This is a genomic window from Dietzia sp. KRD202 (assembly GCF_017168155.1).
GTDB lineage: Bacteria > Actinomycetota > Actinomycetes > Mycobacteriales > Mycobacteriaceae > Dietzia > Dietzia kunjamensis.
Genome location: NZ_JABFAN010000005.1, coordinates 381,416 through 398,705, shown reverse-complemented (window position 1 = coordinate 398,705; position 17,290 = coordinate 381,416). Strand labels below are relative to the sequence as shown.

The following is a 17,290-nucleotide window of genomic DNA, read 5'->3' as shown; positions in this document are numbered from 1 at the left end:
TCATTATTGACTATTGGGCGGTCCGTTGCGACGATGGGGTCCGGAGCCCGCCTGACCGGCGGATCGAGACGACGACGACGAGGTGTTCTGCGGTGCCGGACCTGAACGATGACGAGGCCTACCTCGTCGCGACCGTGCGTCGGTTCATCGATCGCGAGGTCAAGCCGTCCGTGCGCGAGATGGAACACGCGAACGAGTACCCCGAACGCTGGATCGAGCAGATGAAGGCGATCGGCATCTACGGCCTGGCGGTGCCCGAGGAATTCGGGGGGACGCCGGTCTCGATGCCGTGCTACGTGCGGGTCACCGAGGAACTCGCCCGCGGGTGGATGTCGCTCGCCGGCGCCATGGGCGGGCACACCGTGGTCGCCACGCTGCTCACCGAGTTCGGCACCGAGGAGCAGAAGGCCACCTACCTTCCCCGGTTGGCGACCGGTGAGATCAGAGCCACCATGGCGCTGACGGAGCCCGGCGGGGGATCCGATCTCCAGGCGATGACCACCACCGCCACGACGCAGGGCGAGGAGCTCGTGATCACGGGCACCAAGACGTGGATCTCCAACGCGCGACGCTCCGGCCTCATCGCGCTGCTGTGCAAGACCGATCCGTCCGCGACGCCCAAGCACAAGGGCATCTCGATCGTCCTGGTCGAGCACGGTCCCGGACTGACGGTCTCCAAGGATCTGTCCAAACTCGGGTACAAGGGAGTCGAGACGTGCGAACTCGTCTTCGACGGCTACCGCACCCCGGCGACCCGGATCCTCGGCGGCGAACCGGGAAAGGGTTTCGCGCAGATGATGAAGGGCCTGGAGACCGGCCGGATCCAGGTGGCCAGTCGCGCCCTCGGGGTGGCGGCGGCCGCGCTTGAGGACTCGCTCGCGTACGCGCAGCAGCGCGAATCCTTCGGACAACCCATCTGGAAGCACCAGGCCGTCGGGCATCACCTGGCCGACATGGCCACCAAGCTCACCGCCGCCCGCCAGCTCACCCTGTTCGCCGCCGAGAAGGCCGACGCCGGCGAGCGCTGCGACATGGAGGCGGGGATGGCCAAGCTCTTCGCCTCTGAGGTGGGGATGGAGATCGCGCTCGACGCCGTCCGGATCCACGGCGGCTACGGGTACTCCACGGAGTACGACATCGAGCGGTACTTCCGCGACGCCCCGCTCATGATCGTGGGCGAGGGGACCAACGAGATCCAGCGCAACGTCATCGCATCGCAACTGGTGGCACGTGGCGGGTTGGAATGAGGAGAGGACTGTCATGAAGGTGTTCGAGGGGCTGGAGCAGCTCGAGGCCGAGCTCGGCCGGCATGTCGGGTACAGCGACTGGATGGAGATCACCCAGGAGCGCATCGACGCGTTCGCCGACGCCACCGGGGACCACCAGTGGATCCACGTCGATCCGGCGCGGGCGGCCGAGGGACCGTACGGCCGCACCATCGCGCACGGGTACCTCACCCTGTCGCTGCTGCCGGTGCTCGGCGCCGAGGTCATGGAGATCCGGGGCTTCGCCATGATGATCAACTACGGGGTCGGCAAGGTGCGGTTCCCCGCGCCGGTGCCGGTCGGGTCACGCATCCGCGCGGGGATCGAGCTGACGTCGCTCGAGCGCAAGTCGTCGGGGGTGCAACTCAACAGTCTGGTGACCGTCGAGGTCGAGGGCTCCGACCGGCCGGCGGTCGTGGCCGAGACCGTCCGCATGATGGTCGAGTGACACCGGTGACCACCGGGCCCGGATCCAGGATGGCCGAGGCGCTGGCCGACGTGGTGATCTGCGAACCCGTCCGGACCGCGGTCGGCCGCCGGGGCGGCGTCCTGGCACCACTGCAGGCCGCCGACCTCGCCGCGGCCGCGATCGCCGGACTCGTCGACCGCACCGGACTCGGAACGACGGACATCGACGACGTGATCCTGGGCCAGTGCTACCCCAACGGTGAGGCGCCCGCGATCGGGCGGGTGGCGGCACTCGACGCCGGGCTCGACATCAGCACGCCGGGGATCCAGATCGACCGCCGCTGCGGATCGGGTCTACAGGCCGTGCTCAACGCCGCCATGCAGGTCGCCGTCGGCGCGAGCGACGTGGTGATCGCCGGTGGCGCCGAGTCGATGTCGAACAGCGAGTTCTACTCCCTCGGGCTGCGCGGTGGGGTCCGCGGCGACCGGGTCGAGTTCATCGACCGCATCGCCCGCGGCCGGGTGACCTCCGGCGGCCGCGACCACCCGGTGGCGGGCGGCATGCTCGAGACCGCCGAGAACCTCCGCGCGGAGTACTCCATCTCCCGGACGGAGCAGGACGAACTGGCGGCCGAGAGCCAGCGGCGCGCGGCTGCCGCGCAGGACTCGGGGGTGTTCGACGAGGAGATCGTGCCGGTGCAGGTCCCTCAGCGGAAGGAAGAGCTCGTCGTCGTCGACACCGACGAACACCCCCGGCGAGGCGTCACGGCCGACTCCCTCGCCGCACTGCGCCCCGTCCGCCTCCGCGTCGACCCCGACGCGACGGTGACGGCCGGCAACGCGTCGGGGGAGAACGACGGCGCGGCGGTGTGCGTGGTGACCACCCGCAGTCGCGCGGAGGAGCTGGGGCTGCGCGCCTATGTCCGTCCGCTCGGGTGGGCGGTGGCCGGCGTCCACCCCGCGCGGATGGGCATCGGCCCCGTTCCCGCGACGGCCGAGTTACTCCGGCAACTCGACCTGCGGCTGGCGGACTTCGACCTCATCGAACTCAACGAGGCGTTCGCCGCGCAGGTGCTGGCGTGCCTGCGGGAGTGGGAGTCGGACCACGGGTTCACCGCCGCCGACCGCGAGCGGTTCAACGTCAACGGTTCCGGCATCTCGCTCGGGCATCCCGTGGGTGCCACCGGTACGCGCATCCTCACCACCATGGCGCGCGAACTGGCGCGCCGGGAGGGCCGGCTCGCCCTGGAGACGATGTGCCTCGGCGGTGGGCAGGGGCTGGCCGCGGCGGTCGAGCGGGTGGCGTGACGGGTCACCTGATAGTTCACCCAGACTTAACTACAGGGATGTGATTCGGGCGTAGCGTCATCGGCAACGGTCGGTGGGGAAGCCGACCGTCGGGAGGTCCCAGCCGATGATCGTCTGTCTCGATCGGGAGGGGGCCGGCACCCGGCCCCGTCACCACCAGGTGACCTGGGCCGGCCGGTCCATCCCAACACGCTCGCGGGTGCCGCGGGCGAGGAGCGCGCCGTGACCGACACCGTACGTACCTACGTCCTCGACACCTCGGTTCTGCTGTCCGATCCGTGGGCCGTCACCCGCTTCGCCGAGCACCGCGTGGTGCTCCCCATCGCGGTCATCAGCGAGCTGGAGGGCAAACGCAATCATCCCGAGCTGGGCTACTTCGCCCGTGAGGCCCTCAGGCTGCTCGAGGACCTGCGGCTGCGGCACGGGCGCCTCGACGGCGACATCACCGTCACCGACGTCGGCGGCACCCTGCGGGTCGAGCTCAACCACACCGACCAGGCGGTGCTGCCGTCCGGATTCCGCGACACCGGCAACGACTCCCGGATCCTGGCGTGTGCGCTCAACCTGCGGGCCGGGGGCGCCGACACCGTGCTCGTGTCCAAGGACGTCCCTCTGCGGGTCAAGGCGGGTTCGGTGGGCCTGCCGGCCGACGAGTACCACGCCCAGGACGTCGTGCTGACCGGGTACAGCGGGGTCGCCGACCTGCCGGCCACCCAGGACCTCGTCGACACCCTGTTCTCGGAGGGCCGCGCGTCGGGCCTCGCAGCCCGGGCCGCGGGACTGGAGAGCGGGACCCCGGTGCACTGCGGCGTCCGCGTCCAGACCGAGTCGTCGTCGGCTCTGGCGCGCGTCGCCGACGACGGCGGGCTGCGGCTGGTCCGCGGCGACGTCGAGGTCTTCGGCCTGCGCGGCCGCTCGGCCGAGCAGCGCATCGCGATCGACTGCCTGCTGGACGAGTCGATCGGGATCGTCTCCCTCGGCGGCCGGGCGGGCACCGGCAAATCGGCGCTGGCGCTGTGCGCGGGCCTCGAGTCGGTCCTGGAGCGGCGTCGTCACCGCAAGATCGTCGTGTTCCGCCCGCTGTACGCCGTGGGCGGGCAGGAACTGGGGTACCTGCCCGGCAGCGAGTCGGAGAAGATGTCCCCCTGGTCCCAGGCCGTGTTCGACACCCTCGAGGGACTGGTCAGCGAGAACGTCATCGACGAGGTCATGGACCGCGACATCCTCGAGGTGCTGCCGCTGACCCACATCCGCGGCAGGAGTCTGCACGACTCGTTCGTGATCGTCGACGAGGCGCAGTCACTCGAGCGGAACGTGCTGCTCACCGTGCTCTCGCGGCTGGGGACCGGGTCGCGGGTCGTGCTCACCCACGACGTCGCGCAGCGGGACAACCTCCGGGTGGGGCGCCACGACGGCATCCAGGCGGTCGTGGAGAAGCTCAAGGGGCATCCACTCTTCGCGCACGTCACCCTCAACCGCTCGGAACGTTCCGCCATCGCCGAACTCGTCACCACGATGCTGGAGGAATTCCACCCCGAGGGTTCCTCCGGGGAGCTGCGACGGATCCACGCCGCCTGACTTCAGGCTCCGGGCAGCGTGGGATGATACGGGTCCGGGCGAGCGAGCCCGGGCCCGCATCGTGCATGCCGTTACGGAGGTTCCCCATGTCCCGACGCTCGTCGCCGGCGCCCGCGCTCTGGCTGCTCACCGCCTGCGTCCTGGGGCTGGCCGCGTGTGGCGAGCAGGTCCCCGGTGGCATGCCGGCCGAGGCGCAGTCCCAGACCGCTGCGGGACAGGCTGCTACGGAGCAACCTGCTACGGACCAGATCGGTGGGGACCAGGGCGCTGGTGACCAGACCGGTGCGGACCCGGGCGCGGCCGCTCCCGCCGCAGGGGCCGCTGCGAACGACCCGATCGTGGTGAAGATCGGCGAGGAGGAGTTCCTCACGAACATGGCCATCTATCGCCGATACGACGACGCCAAGGAGACCCCACTCGCGCTCGGGGCCCCGGTCGCCCCGGCAGAGGAGCTCGAGGGTGGCAAGAAGCAGGACTTCGCCGACGGGGCCATCTTCTGGTCACCGCAGACCGGTGCGCAGATCGTCCGCGGGCAGATCCTCGCCACCTACCGCGACAACGGCGGACCCGCCGGTCGGTTGGGGTGGCCGGTGAGCGACGAGATCACCGAGGGCGAGGTCATCTACTCGGACTTCCAACGCGGACAGATCCGCCTCGAGGACCAGGCCATCCGGGTGGTCGAGCACTCCGGCTGACCCCGGAACGCGACGCGCCGCGGGCCGGGCGCGCCGAGCCCGGGCCGCGGCGCACATCGCGGTGCGCACTCAGGGCGAGACCGTCGGGTCAGCGCTCGCGGTCGAGTCCGGTCATGCCGAGGACGTCGAGGCGCCGGTCGAGCTCGGACTCGGACAGCGGATCCGGGACGAAGCCGAGCGCGATGACGGCCTCGCGGATGGTGATCCCCTCGGCGAGGGCGTGCTTGGCGACCCGGGCGGCCTCCTCGTAGCCGATCGCCGAGTTCAACGGCGTGACGATCGAGGGGGAGGACTCGGCGAGCCGCCGCATGCGATCGGTGTCCGGCTCGATCCCGTCGATGCAGCGCTCGGCGAACAGCGTGGACGAGTTCGCGAGGATCCGGACCGACTCGAGCACGTTGCGCGCCATCACCGGGATCGCGGTGTTGAGCTCGAAGGCACCGCTGGCCCCGGCCCACGCCACGGCCGCGTCGTTCCCCACGACCTGGGCGGCGACCTGCGCGACCGTCTCACACAGCACCGGGTTGACCTTGCCGGGCATGATCGACGACCCCGGCTGCAGGTCCGGAAGGTGGATCTCCGACAGCCCGGTCATGGGGCCCGACCCCATCCACCGGACGTCGTTCGCGATCTTGGTGAGCGAGACGGCGACGGAACGCAGGGCCCCGGACAGCTCGACAAGGCCGTCTCGGGCGGCCTGGGCCTCGAACGGATCCGCCGCCAGACGGAGCTCCTCCAGGCCGGTGAGGGAGCGCAGCTCCTCGACCACAGCGGAGCCGAAGCCGTCGGGGGCGTTGAGGCCCGTGCCGGCGGCGGTCCCACCGATCGGCAACTCGCCGACACGGGGCAGCGTTCCGCAGACGCGCTCGACCCCGGCGCGGATCTGCCGGGCGTAGCCGGCGAACTCCTGTCCGAGCGTCACCGGCACGGCGTCCATCAGGTGGGTGCGCCCGGGCTTGACCACCTCGCGCCACTGACCGGCCTTGGTCTCGAAGGACTCGGCGAGGGTGTTCAGCGCGGGGACGAGATCGGCGATCACGCCCTCCGTGGCCGCGACGTGGGTCGCCGTCGGGAAGGTGTCGTTGGACGACTGCGACATGTTCACGTCGTCGTTGGGGTGCACGGTGACGCCCTCTGCCGCGCAGAGCGAGGCGATGACCTCGTTGGTGTTCATGTTGGAACTCGTGCCCGAGCCGGTCTGGAACACGTCGACGGGGAAGTGCTCGTCCAGTTCACCCTCGGCGATGCGGCCGGCTGCGGCGACGATCGCGTCGACCTTGTCCCGGTCGAGCAGTCCCAGCCGACCGTTGACCGTCGCACAGGCGGACTTGAGCAGACCGAGCGCGCGGATCTGCGCTCGTTCGAGCCCGCTGCCCGAGACGGGGAAGTTTTCGACGGCACGCTGGGTCTGTGCCCGCCAGAGAGCGTCGACGGGGACCCGGACCTCGCCCATCGTGTCGTGTTCGATACGGAATTCAGTCTGATCGGCCATACCGGTCAGACTAGGCGCGCCCGCCGCACCGTGCAGGAGGACGGAAGCGGCGGGCGCGGGGTGCCGGGTGGGATCAGTTGCCGCCGGCGGCCTGGCCGTAGTCGACGGCGGAGAACTCGCGGAGCTTCTCCATCTTGTGGCGCCCCTCGACGTGGCGGACGGTGCCCGACTTGGACCGCATCACCAGCGAGCGGGTGACGGCGCCGTTGGCGCGGTAGCTCACACCGCGGACCATGTCGCCGTTGGTGATGCCGGTGGCGGCGAAGAAGCAGTTGTCGCCCTTGACCAGGTCGTCCGTGCCGAGGATCGCGTCGACGTCGAGTCCGGCGTCGACCGCCTTCTGGCGCTCCGCCTCGTCCTGCGGCCACAGCTGGCCCTGGATCTCGCCGCCCATGCACTTCAGCGCGCACGCGGTGATGATCCCCTCCGGGGTACCGCCGATGCCCATGAGCATGTCCACCGAGCTGTCGTCGGAGGCCGCCGCCACACCGCCGGCGACGTCGCCGTCCATGATGAGCCGGACCTTGGCGCCCGCGGCCCGGATCTCGGCGATGAGCTCGGCGTGACGCGGCCGGTCGAGCACGCACACCGTCATGTCCCCGACGTCGATGTTCTTGGCCTCCGCGACCGAGCGGATGTTCCACTCGGTGGACTTGGCGAGGTCGATCCTGCCCACGGCGTCCGGGCCGACGGCGATCTTGCGCATGTAGAACACGGCGGACGGATCGAACATCGACCCGCGCTCGGCGACCGCGATCACCGCGATCGAGTTGGGCCGGCCCTCCGCCATGAGCCGCGTGCCGTCGATGGGGTCCACGGCCACGTCGACGGCCGGCCCCTCGCCGGTGCCGACCTTCTCACCGTTGTAGAGCATGGGCGCCTCGTCCTTCTCGCCCTCACCGATCACCACGACGCCATCCATGTCGACGGTGGAGATGAGCTCGCGCATCGCGTCCACCGCGGCGCCGTCGCCACCGTTCTTGTCGCCACGCCCGACCCACCGCCCGGCGGCCAGGGCGGCGGCCTCGGTCACACGGACCAGCTCCATTGCGAGGTTTCGATCGGGACGCTTGGTGGGTGACATAGGTGGTCTGGCTCCTAGTGAACGGTGGCTGGGGTTGTCAGTGGCATGTGCGCGACGGTGGCGCGCACAGCCGCGGTGGGGTGTCGGCGCCCATTGTTCCACCTCGGCCACCCCGCCGGGGGCCACGCGCCGGACTCGCCCCGGCCGGGTGGGATACTCGCAGGCGTGGCCGAGGCGAAACCGAGAATCCTGCAGGGCAACCGCGACATGTTCTGGTCGGTGGTGGTGCTCATGGTGATCTGTGGCGTCTTCGCCGGAGTGGCCGGACTGTGCACCTTCAGCCCGTCCGGCCCGCAGCAGGGACAGATCCCCGACTTCGACGCGCGGGCCTCGCTGGAGCAGGACGCCCGGAGCCTGGACTTCCCGATCCGCTCGCCGGAGGTCCCGGAGGGTTGGACCGCCAACTCGGGCCGTGTCCAGGGCTTCGCCGGGACCACCTCCAGCCACGTCGGCTGGGTGACGGGCGAGCGCAGCTACATCGAGCTCGTCCAGTCCGACGCTCCCGAGGACGCATTCCGGTCACTGGGTGGCGGGCCGAGGCCCAGTCGCACCGTGGTGCCCGTCTCCGGGCGCGAGTGGGCCGTCCTCACCGGGGACGACGTCCGGCCGGTGTGGGTGCTCGACCTCGACGACGTCCGCGTGGCCGTCACCGGCTCCGCGCCGACGTCCGACTTCGAGTCACTCGCCGCCGCCGTACAGGACGTCGAGCCGCTGCCCGCGCCGTAGACGCCCGGCGTGCCGTGCCCGCGGTGATCGCATCGGGGCGGCGGTAGGTGTTCGCGCCCGGCCGGGCGACGGGATCACCCCCGGCCGGAGTCGCCCTCGTCGTCGTCACCCAGGACGGCGTCGATGCGCGCACGCGCGCCGTCGAGGTGTTCGGTGCACCGCTCGGCGAGTTCCTCGCCCCGCTCCCACAACGCCAGTGAGGCGTCCAGGTCCTGACCGCCGGCCTCGAGGATGCGGACCACCTCGATCAACTCGTCGCGGGCCTGCTCGTATCCCAGCTCGGAGACGGGGGTCTGCTCGTCGGACATCAGGACTGCTCCTCGGTCGGTTCGGTGGAAGGGGTGGGTCGGCCGGCGGCGGGTGTCGACCCGAGTGCGGCCGCGGAGATCGAGCCGTCGGAGACGCGGATCCGCAGCTGCGATCCGGGTGGGGCGTCGGCGATCGACGAGACCACCCGGCCGTCGTGGCTCCCGGCGACGGACTGCACCACGGCATAGCCACGGGCCAGGGTGGCGGCGGGACCGAGCGTGGTGAGACGCGCCGACAGGTGGCCCAGCGACGTGGACTCCGAGTCGATGATCCGGGTGATGTCGCGTCGGGCCGCGCGCAGTGCCTCGGCGACGATCTCCGCCCGCGACTCGACGATCCCGTACGGGTTCGCCATGCACGGCCGCGACCGCACGGCCGCCAGCTGGTTGCGCTCCCGGTCCACCCAACCGCGCAGCGCCCGGGCGGTACGGGACCGGGCCTCGGCGATACGACGACGCTCCTCGATCACGTCGGGCACGACCCGTTTGGCCGCATCGGTCGGGGTGGCCGCCCGCAGGTCGGCGACGAGATCCGACAGCGGCGAGTCGGGCTCGTGGCCGATCGCGGAGACCACCGGGGTGCGGCACCGCGAGATCGCGCGGATGAGAGCCTCATCGGAGAAGGGGAGCAGGTCCTCGACCGACCCGCCGCCGCGGGCGAGGATGATGACGTCGACGACGGGGTCGGCGTCGAGCTCGGCCAGCGCGTCCAGGATCTGGGGCACGGCCGACACCCCCTGCACCGGGGTGTTGCGCACGGCGAAACGCACGTCCGGCCAGCGGCCGCGGGCCACCTCGACGACGTCGCGTTCGGCGGCGCTCGCCCGACCTGTGATCAGGCCGACGCACGTGGGCAGGAACGGCAGGGGCCGCTTGAGTCGGGGGTCGAACAACCCCTCCGCCGACAGCGCCTGCTTGAGCCGCTCGATGCGGGCGAGGAGCTCGCCCACGCCGACGGGCCGGATCTCCGACACCTGGAGGGAGAACGACCCGCGGCCCGTATAGAAGCGGGGCGTCCCCCGCACGACCACCCGGCTGCCCTCGGTGACCGGCACCGGCGACTCCGAGATGAGCCTGGGTGGACACGTGAGCGTCAGCGAGTTGTCGACGGAGGGGTCACGCAGGGTGAGGAACGCGGTGCGGGTGCCGGGGCGCAGGCTCAGCTGGGTGATCTGACCCTCGACCCACACCGCCCCGAGCCGGTGGATCCACGCCGCGATCTGGTCCGAGACCACCCGGACCGGCCACGGCTGCTCGGCGCTGCTCGGCGTGCGCGGGGACGAGGCCGTCACGCGTCGCGGGGGGCGACGCGGCCGGTCGGCACGTCGGGGTCGTCGTCCCGGTCGCGGGCGGCTCTCGAGGACGACCCGTAGACCCGGTAGGACACGTCCAGGACCTCGTCGGGGTCGGCCTCGTCCTCGTCGAACGTCGCCCACTCCGGCTGGTCGGACCGCGCCGGGAACACCGAGGCGAGCACCTTGTCGCCCTTGACGGCCAGGTCCGTGAGGGTCTGACCGGCGTGGAGATAGGACTGGACCAGGCCGCCGGCGACCCGCACGGGGATCGCGGGCAGCGTGGTGACCGCCTCGACCGCACGGCCGGGCAGGGCCACGACACGCTCCGCCGCGGTGGCGGCGAGACCGATCGAGGCACGGGTCAGGAACAGGGGTCGGAGCATGCGGACCTCTCTGCCGGGGGGCGTGAAGGGAGGCGTAATGGTCGAAATCCAGTATGAACCGTACCCTGGGGACATGACCGAGCAGACCGACATGATCGCCGAACCGGCAACCAAGCGGGTACTTCTCGCGGAACCGCGCGGCTACTGTGCCGGCGTCGACCGAGCCGTCGAGACGGTCGAGAAAGCCCTGGCCAAGCATGGGGCGCCGCTGTACGTCCGTAAGGAGATCGTCCACAACAAGCACGTGGTCGAGTCCTTCACCGACCAGGGCGTGATCTTCGTCGACGAGACCGACGAGGTCCCGCACGGCGCGAACCTGGTGTTCTCCGCGCACGGCGTCTCGCCCGCCGTCCGGGAGAGCGCTCTCCAGCTCGAACTCAAGACGTTCGACGCCACCTGCCCCCTGGTGACCAAGGTCCACACCGAGGTCAAGCGCTTCGCGCGCGAGGGCTACCTCATCCTGCTGGTGGGCCACGAGGGCCACGAGGAGGTCGAGGGGACCGCCGGTGAGGCGCCCGACGTGGTGACGCTGGTCGACGGTCCCGAGTCCGTGGACGCGCTGGACATTCCCGTGGACACCGAGAAGCTGATCTGGCTCTCGCAGACCACGCTCAGCGTGGACGAGACCATGGAGACGGTGCGCCGTCTCAAGCAGAAGTACCCCACGCTCATCGACCCGCCGTCCGACGACATCTGCTACGCCACGCAGAACCGTCAGGTCGCGGTCAAGACCATGGCCCCGCAGTGCGACCTGGTGATCGTGGTGGGGTCACAGAACTCGTCCAACTCCGTGCGACTGGTGGAGGTCGCGCTGCAGGCGGGAGCCCGCGACGCGCACCTGGTGGACTACGCCAAGGAGATCGACACGTCCTGGTTCGAGGGCGTCACCACCGTCGGCGTGACCTCGGGCGCGTCCGTGCCGGAGATCCTCGTCCGCGGGGTGGTGGACCTGCTCGCCGACCACGGCTTCGGCGACGTCTCCACCGTCCGGACGGCGCAGGAGACCATCACGTTCTCGCTGCCCCGCGAACTGCGGGTCCCCAAGAAGGTCTGATACGCGCCCCCGCCCGCCGGTAGGTGGCGGGGGAGGACGCGGTAGCCGTCAGCGCCCCGGCGCACCCCGCCTCAACGGCGGGCGTGTGCCGGGGCGCTGCGCTGGACGGGCGGCGCCGCGGGGCGGGCGACCCGCGGCCGCGGCTCCAGCACCAGGGCACGGATCAGGGCGATCGCCACCACCACGACGGTCGTGGTGATCATCGGCGGGAAGCGGGTCGCCAGCGGCAGGATGATCGCCACGAGCTGGGACCGCGAGAAGACGTCCGCGCCCGAACCGACCCCGGAGACGACGTAGACCAGCGGGACCAGCAGGGCCATGATGATCGGTGGCTGCACCCCCGCGACGAACACCGAGCGCCGCGCGACCGCGAGCACGGACACCACGCAGCCGAGGAAGAACGCCACGGTGAAGCCCGCGCCGAGGTCCCCGGAGACCGAGTCGATGGCCACGCCGGTCAGCGAGATCGCCACCGCCAGGAGGACCGCGGTCCAGGCCGGCAGCCCCCGCGTCGAGGACAGCACGGACCGCTCGTCCGCGGGTACCCGCCCACTCCTGCGTCTAGTCACGGGAGAAGACTCTAACCTCCCAGTCGGCGGGCGAGGAAACGGCCGAACCGCCGTAGCGGGTTGGGCTTCTCCGCCTCCTGCTCCTGCGAGGACGGGCGGTAGCCGTCGACCGCCTTCGGATCGACGGGGCCCGCCGCCGGCGGGGGTTCATCCGACAACCCCGGTGCGGCGGTGGTGGAGCCGCCGCCCACCTCGTCGTCGTCGGCCTCCACGGTGACCCCTGCACCCGCACGGGTGGGGACCGGGCGCCGGGGCCCGGCGATGTCGGGGCGCTCGTCGATCATCCCGGCCATGATCGCGGTGCTGCTCTTGCGCAGAGGTGCGAAGCGCGAGCTCGACAGCTCGGCGAGCCACGCTGTCAAACGTCCCTCGTCTGTCGCTGACGCCAGATCCGACGCGGTCACATCACCGGTACGCAGATCGATCTGCTCGTTGATGTAGCGCAGCGCGACCGCCAGTACCGCGAGGAGCGGGACGGCCAGGAACGCGCCGATGATGCCGAACAGCGTGCTACCCGCGGCCACGCCGAGCAGGATGACCCCAGGGTGCAGGTTCATCGCGCGCGACTGGACGATCGGCTGGAGAACGTTGCCCTCGAGTTGCTGCACCAGAATGATCACGACGAGGACGATGATCGCGGTCGTGAAGCCGTTGGCGACCAGGGCGATGAGGACTGCGAGCGCACCCGCGGTGAAGGCGCCGACGATGGGGATGAACCCGGCGATGAACGTGATGACGGCCAACGCCCAGGCCAGCGGTACGCCCAGGATCACCAGAGCCAGACCGATGAGCACCGCGTCGACGAACGACACGATCGCCTGGGCGCGGATGTAGCCGCCGAGGGTGTTCCAGGCGCGGGTCAGGACCTCGGTCAGGTGACGGCCGGCGGTGCGCCCGGAGATGCGGCGGACGAACGGGAGGAACCTCGGCCCGTCCTTGATGAAGAAGAACGTCAGGACCAGAACCAGCACGAGGGTGATCACGAAGGACCCCACCGCGCTGACACCGCTGAACACACCCGAGGCGATCTGGTCACCGCGGTCCTGCAGGGTGGAGCTGAGCTGCTCGAGGACCCCGTCGAGCTGCTCGTCCCGGATGTTCAGCGGCGGTCCGCGCAACCAGTCCTGGACCTGGGTGATCGCCTCCGAGGTCTGGTCGGCGAGCTGCACGCTCTGCTCGACGATCGACGGGGCGATGAGGGCGACCACGCCCGAGACGAGGCCGAGTGACGCGATGATGGACAACAGCGAGGCCAGCGTCTTGGGGACCCTGTGCCGCACCATCCACCCCGTCGGCGGCCACAGCACCGTGGAGACGATGAGCGCCAACAGGATCGGGAGGATGCCGACCCACAGGGCGCCACCGATCCTCGATACCAACCAGCCCGCGACGAGAAGGATGGCCAGTCGCAGGGCCCAGTCGGTGACCCAGCGCCCGCCCAGTCCGATGAGGACGGAACGGTCGACGTGCTGCTCCTGGTCCTCGACGGGGGGACGCGGTTTCGGCTCGTCGGTCATGGGTCACATGATGTCAGAGGTCACGGTGGTGTGCTCCCTGACGAGGCGCCCGACGGCCGCGGGGGAGGAGCCGGGGTGCTGTCCGTAGACTGTGCCCTCGTGAGCCTCACCCTCGGAATCGTCGGACTGCCCAACGTCGGTAAGTCGACCCTGTTCAACGCCCTGACGAACAACGACGTCCTCGCGGCGAACTACCCGTTCGCCACCATCGAGCCCAACGTCGGCGTGGTCGATCTGCCGGACCCACGCCTGAACCGACTCGCGGAGATCTTCGGCTCCGAGCGGATCCTGCCCGCCGTCGTGTCGTTCGTCGACATCGCGGGCATCGTCAAGGGCGCCAGCACCGGTGAAGGGATGGGCAACAAGTTCCTCGCCAACATCCGTGAGGCCGACGCGATCTGCCAGGTCGTCCGCGTCTTCGACGACCCGGACGTCATCCACGTCGACGGCAAGGTCGACCCGATGGCCGACATCGAGGTGATCGCCACCGAGCTGATCCTGGCCGACCTGGAGACCATCGAGAAGGCCATCCCGCGGCTCGAGAAGGACTCGCGCAAGGACAAGTCCCTCGTGGCGTTGTTGGACGAGGTCCGCAAGGCGCAGGCCGTGCTCGAGGACGGGCGGACCCTGTTCAGGGCGCAGGACGAGGTGGACCGCACCCTGCTGCGTGACCTGCACCTGATGACCGCCAAGCCCTTCCTCTACGTCTTCAACGCCGACGAGTCGGTGCTCACGAGCGACGAGCGCAAGTCTGAGCTGAGCGCCGCCGTGGCGCCGGCCGACGCCGTGTTCCTCGACGCCAAGGTGGAGGCCGAGCTGCAAGAACTCGACGAGGAGGACGCCATGGAGCTGCTCGAGTCGATCGGCCAGACCGAACCGGGCCTCAACGCACTGGCCCGCGCGGGCTTCCACACCCTCGGGCTGCAGACCTACCTCACCGCCGGCCCCAAGGAGTCGCGCGCCTGGACGATCCGCAAGGGCGACACCGCCCCCAAGGCCGCCGGCGTCATCCACACCGACTTCGAGAAGGGCTTCATCAAGGCCGAGATCGTCTCCTTTGACGACCTCGACGCCGCCGGCTCGATGGCCGCCGCCAAGGCCGCCGGCAAGGTGCGCATGGAGGGCAAGGACTATGTCATGGCCGACGGCGACGTGGTGGAGTTCCGCTTCAACGTCTAGGGACTGCCTGCTAGGCGGGGCTTGTCGGCTCTACTGACTAATCTCAGAGAGCGGTGGGCGCGTGCGGCTCGTGCATCCGGACGGCGTGAACTCGCCTGCGCTAGGGCTTTCTGGACTCGTTCGTGCTGGCGAGGCTGTCCGTGGGCGCTAGGAGTTTCTCCACAGGCGAGTGCGATCGACACTTCCTATCCACAGATCGGTCGTGGGGGGTTATCGGGTCCCGCGTGGAGGTCGATGCTGGGTGCATGGGAATCAGGTACTACGCATACGCATTCGACAGCGAGATCACACAGGTGGTGCTCGCCGATCCACGCGCCTACATCAGCGCGGACCCGCTCGCGGACGCCTTCGGACTGCCGCACGGCTTCGCAATGGGGACGACCGACTTCCAACAGGGGCCACCAGTGGAGGACATGCTCTACCTCGACAAGTCGTGGAGAAACCTGCAGATGATGACGCAGCCATCCGATCCGGATGAGCGAGCGCGCCCCGCCTACCGGATGTTCGAAGGCGCCGTGACTCCGCTCGGGAACTGGGAGGGCTGGTTGCCGTGGGTACGGGCGATACCGCCCGAAGACGTCGCTTGGATCGCGGACGATCTGGACGCGATCACCCGCGCGGACTTCGTTCCCTGGTTCAGTCGGCACAGCGGACCGTTCGGGGAAGACCACGAAGCGGAAGCAGACTACGTCGATCACTTCTTAGGCCGGGCGAGACATTTTCTCCGCGGGCTCGTTACATCCGGTCGAGGATTCGCGTACTTGATCGGGTGACAGCACGGCTGGCCCCTCGTCGTCGCATCTGGTCGCGGGGGGGATCATGGAGAAGGGGTGGATCACGGCGGCGTGAGCCGCGATATCAGGTGCGCGACGCGTCGCTCGAGGGCATCCTCGTTCGTAGCCGTGAGCAGTGGGAGGAGCGCGCTGAAGCGCTCGGGCCGGGTGAGCCGGGAGAAGGCCGCTTTCGCGGCTGGTGCCGCCTCGAGGGCAGTGCGAAGAGCATCCGGAGGCTGCGCGGTCGCTTGCCCGGGGTAGGCGCGGTCCCAGCGTCCGTCGGATCTCGCCCTCTCGATCTCGGCGATGCCCCGCGGTCGAAGTCGACCATCGGCGGCGAGGCGCTCCGCGATCTCGACGTTTCGCCGTGACCAGAGCGAACGCGCCCGGCGTGGGGTGAACCTCTGCAGGTAGGTCCGCTCGTCATAGCCGTTGCGCTGGCCGTCGATCCATCCGCTGCACCGAGCCTCGTCGAGAGCCTCCCCATAGCTGAGGGAGGTCGGAGTCGTCACCCCCTTCTTCGCGAGCATCAGCCAGATGCCGTCGGAACTGTCCTCGTTCGTGCAGAGCCACTCGCGCCATTGGGCTCTGCCGGCCAAGACGACAGGGGACGCCGGGCCTTCCTTTGCGCTCATGGGCCCAGCCTTTCAGGCACTACGGACGCACGCTGTCCTCAGGTGGAGACGGTGGTGAGTCTGTCCGACCCCGCCGGTCGAGATCGCGGGGATCTCGTCGCGCTAGCCTCCTCCCATGGTTGAGAAGGTGAAGAGGGGCGAAGAGTGTCGGGGTGCGCTCGACGTCGGCACATCGTGACCGGGGTACCGCGGCGGCCCTCACCTCTGGGTGGTCGCCGCCCGAGGCGGGAGGAACTCGCCGCATTCGCGACCGATGATCCGAACGGTGTCGACGCCGTCCTCCCCGCCGATCCCGGCCGGCTGCGCCTGCTCATCGTGGGAGTCAATCCGGGATTGTGGACCGCGGCCGTCAATGCGCCGTTCGCGCGGCCGGGAAACCGATTCTGGCCCTCACTGCACCGGGCCGGGCTGACCAACCACCTCGTGGACGCCTCGACAGGATTGTCGGCGGAGGATGAGGCGCAACTGCTCTCCCGCGGGATCGGCATGACGAATCTCGTCGGAAGGGCCACCGCGCGGGCCGATGAGCTCTCTCGCGACGAGCTTCGCTCAGGTGCCGAACGCCTGGCCGCGCTGGCCGGGGAGCTGGGGCCCGCAGTGGTATCGGTCGCAGGAATCACCGCCTTCCGTACCGCCTTCGCGATGCCGAAAGCGACGTACGGAGAACAGGACACCACCCCGGTCCCAGGGTGGCCCGACGATGTCGCACTCTGGGTAGTGCCCCAGCCGAGCGGGTTGAACGCTCACGAGACCATCGACTCGCTGGCCGACCACTGGCGTCGGGTCTGGGAGGCGGTCGAGGAGCGTCACGGGTCGAGCGACGGCTGACGAGCTGCACGTTCAGCGCGGGGGTGGGCCGGTCACCGCGGAAGGACGTTCCTCCTGTGCCTGCTCGCGCGCTACGCGAGGAGATAGGATCCGGGGCCATCGCGACGACGAGCCCGGCGTTCGCCCGGGCCATCTGGCGCTCCCGGGACGATCGGTAAGCGCCGCGACTCCGTGCGCGACGCCCAGGGATCAC

Annotated in this window: 18 protein-coding genes; 10 read left to right on the top strand and 8 right to left on the bottom strand. The window is 70.1% G+C overall.

The genetic code is table 11. The annotated features are described in order from the left end of the window. The first annotated feature begins 92 nt into the window (after positions 1-92). The 5 genes from J1M64_RS02650 to J1M64_RS02630 all read left to right on the top strand — a co-directional run bounded on the left by J1M64_RS02650 (position 93) and on the right by J1M64_RS02630 (position 5,254). Positions 93-1,247 (top strand): acyl-CoA dehydrogenase family protein, encoded by a 1,155-nt coding sequence (locus J1M64_RS02650; RefSeq protein ID WP_206472505.1) that lies wholly within the window; start codon positions 93-95, stop codon positions 1,245-1,247. Positions 1,248-1,260: 13 nt separating this feature from the next. After that, positions 1,261-1,713, top strand: a complete 453-nt coding sequence (locus tag J1M64_RS02645; protein ID WP_206472504.1) for a MaoC family dehydratase — start codon at positions 1,261-1,263, stop codon at positions 1,711-1,713. A gap of 41 nt (positions 1,714-1,754) precedes the next feature. Then, on the top strand, positions 1,755-2,981 hold the full coding sequence (locus tag J1M64_RS02640) for an acetyl-CoA C-acetyltransferase (protein ID WP_241261041.1): 1,227 nt from the start codon (positions 1,755-1,757) through the stop codon (positions 2,979-2,981). A gap of 222 nt (positions 2,982-3,203) precedes the next feature. Beyond that, positions 3,204-4,559 (top strand): PhoH family protein, encoded by a 1,356-nt coding sequence (locus J1M64_RS02635; protein WP_206472502.1) that lies wholly within the window; start codon positions 3,204-3,206, stop codon positions 4,557-4,559. Positions 4,560-4,645: 86 nt separating this feature from the next. Beyond that, on the top strand, positions 4,646-5,254 hold the full coding sequence (locus J1M64_RS02630) for an LGFP repeat-containing protein (RefSeq protein ID WP_206472500.1): 609 nt from the start codon (positions 4,646-4,648) through the stop codon (positions 5,252-5,254). An 88-nt stretch (positions 5,255-5,342) separates the two neighbouring features. On the opposite strand, the gene J1M64_RS02625 is transcribed toward J1M64_RS02630, so the two are convergent. Both J1M64_RS02625 and glpX read right to left on the bottom strand, forming a co-directional pair. Beyond that, on the bottom strand, positions 5,343-6,746 hold the full coding sequence (locus tag J1M64_RS02625) for a class II fumarate hydratase (protein ID WP_206472498.1): 1,404 nt from the start codon (positions 6,744-6,746) through the stop codon (positions 5,343-5,345). 73 nt (positions 6,747-6,819) lie between these two features. Next, positions 6,820-7,830, bottom strand: a complete 1,011-nt coding sequence (gene glpX, locus J1M64_RS02620) for a class II fructose-bisphosphatase (protein WP_067715604.1) — start codon at positions 7,828-7,830, stop codon at positions 6,820-6,822. Between the two features lie 165 nt (positions 7,831-7,995). Between glpX and J1M64_RS02615 the strand changes: the two genes are divergently transcribed. Beyond that, entirely contained in the window at positions 7,996-8,556 is a 561-nt protein-coding gene (locus tag J1M64_RS02615) for a DUF4245 domain-containing protein (protein ID WP_206472496.1), read from the top strand. Positions 8,557-8,630: 74 nt separating this feature from the next. Here the strand turns inward: J1M64_RS02615 and J1M64_RS02610 are convergent, their stop codons facing one another. From J1M64_RS02610 to J1M64_RS02600, 3 genes are read right to left on the bottom strand one after another with little or no spacing between them, the layout of a single operon-like run. Beyond that, on the bottom strand, positions 8,631-8,864 hold the full coding sequence (locus J1M64_RS02610) for an exodeoxyribonuclease VII small subunit (RefSeq protein ID WP_067715599.1): 234 nt from the start codon (positions 8,862-8,864) through the stop codon (positions 8,631-8,633). Next, positions 8,864-10,156: an exodeoxyribonuclease VII large subunit gene (xseA, locus tag J1M64_RS02605; RefSeq protein WP_069390313.1), complete on the bottom strand. Its 1,293-nt coding sequence runs from the start codon at positions 10,154-10,156 to the stop codon at positions 8,864-8,866. Before xseA ends, J1M64_RS02610 begins: the two co-directional genes overlap by 1 nt. Then, positions 10,153-10,542, bottom strand: a complete 390-nt coding sequence (locus J1M64_RS02600; RefSeq protein WP_067715593.1) for a hypothetical protein — start codon at positions 10,540-10,542, stop codon at positions 10,153-10,155. Before J1M64_RS02600 ends, xseA begins: the two co-directional genes overlap by 4 nt. Positions 10,543-10,615: 73 nt before the next feature. On the opposite strand from J1M64_RS02600, the gene J1M64_RS02595 reads away from it, so the two are divergent. Next, positions 10,616-11,596, top strand: coding sequence for a 4-hydroxy-3-methylbut-2-enyl diphosphate reductase (locus J1M64_RS02595; protein ID WP_069390312.1), 981 nt, complete (start codon positions 10,616-10,618; stop codon positions 11,594-11,596). 71 nt (positions 11,597-11,667) lie between these two features. Here J1M64_RS02595 and J1M64_RS02590 read toward each other — a convergent pair whose 3' ends face one another. Together J1M64_RS02590 and J1M64_RS02585 are read right to left on the bottom strand one after the other, a co-directional pair. Then, positions 11,668-12,165, bottom strand: a complete 498-nt coding sequence (locus J1M64_RS02590) for a DUF6542 domain-containing protein (protein WP_206472494.1) — start codon at positions 12,163-12,165, stop codon at positions 11,668-11,670. Between the two features lie 11 nt (positions 12,166-12,176). Next, the gene (locus J1M64_RS02585) at positions 12,177-13,682 is read right to left on the bottom strand and encodes an AI-2E family transporter (protein WP_206472492.1); all 1,506 of its coding nucleotides are present in this window, start codon (positions 13,680-13,682) and stop codon (positions 12,177-12,179) included. 99 nt (positions 13,683-13,781) lie between these two features. Here J1M64_RS02585 and ychF point away from each other — a divergent pair, with 99 nt between their 5' ends. After that, positions 13,782-14,861, top strand: coding sequence for a redox-regulated ATPase YchF (gene ychF / locus J1M64_RS02580; RefSeq protein ID WP_206472490.1), 1,080 nt, complete (start codon positions 13,782-13,784; stop codon positions 14,859-14,861). 122 nt (positions 14,862-14,983) lie between these two features. Further along, positions 14,984-15,634 carry a DUF1877 domain-containing protein gene (locus J1M64_RS02575; RefSeq protein WP_256819770.1) on the top strand — a complete coding sequence of 217 codons (651 nt, stop codon included), beginning with the start codon at positions 14,984-14,986 and terminating at the stop codon, positions 15,632-15,634. Positions 15,635-15,696: 62 nt separating this feature from the next. Here the strand turns inward: J1M64_RS02575 and J1M64_RS02570 are convergent, their stop codons facing one another. Beyond that, entirely contained in the window at positions 15,697-16,269 is a 573-nt protein-coding gene (locus J1M64_RS02570) for a YdeI family protein (RefSeq protein WP_206472488.1), read from the bottom strand. 174 nt (positions 16,270-16,443) lie between these two features. Between J1M64_RS02570 and J1M64_RS02565 the strand changes: the two genes are divergently transcribed. Continuing rightward, positions 16,444-17,097, top strand: coding sequence for a mismatch-specific DNA-glycosylase (locus tag J1M64_RS02565; RefSeq protein ID WP_206472486.1), 654 nt, complete (start codon positions 16,444-16,446; stop codon positions 17,095-17,097). The last annotated feature ends 193 nt before the right edge of the window (positions 17,098-17,290 follow it).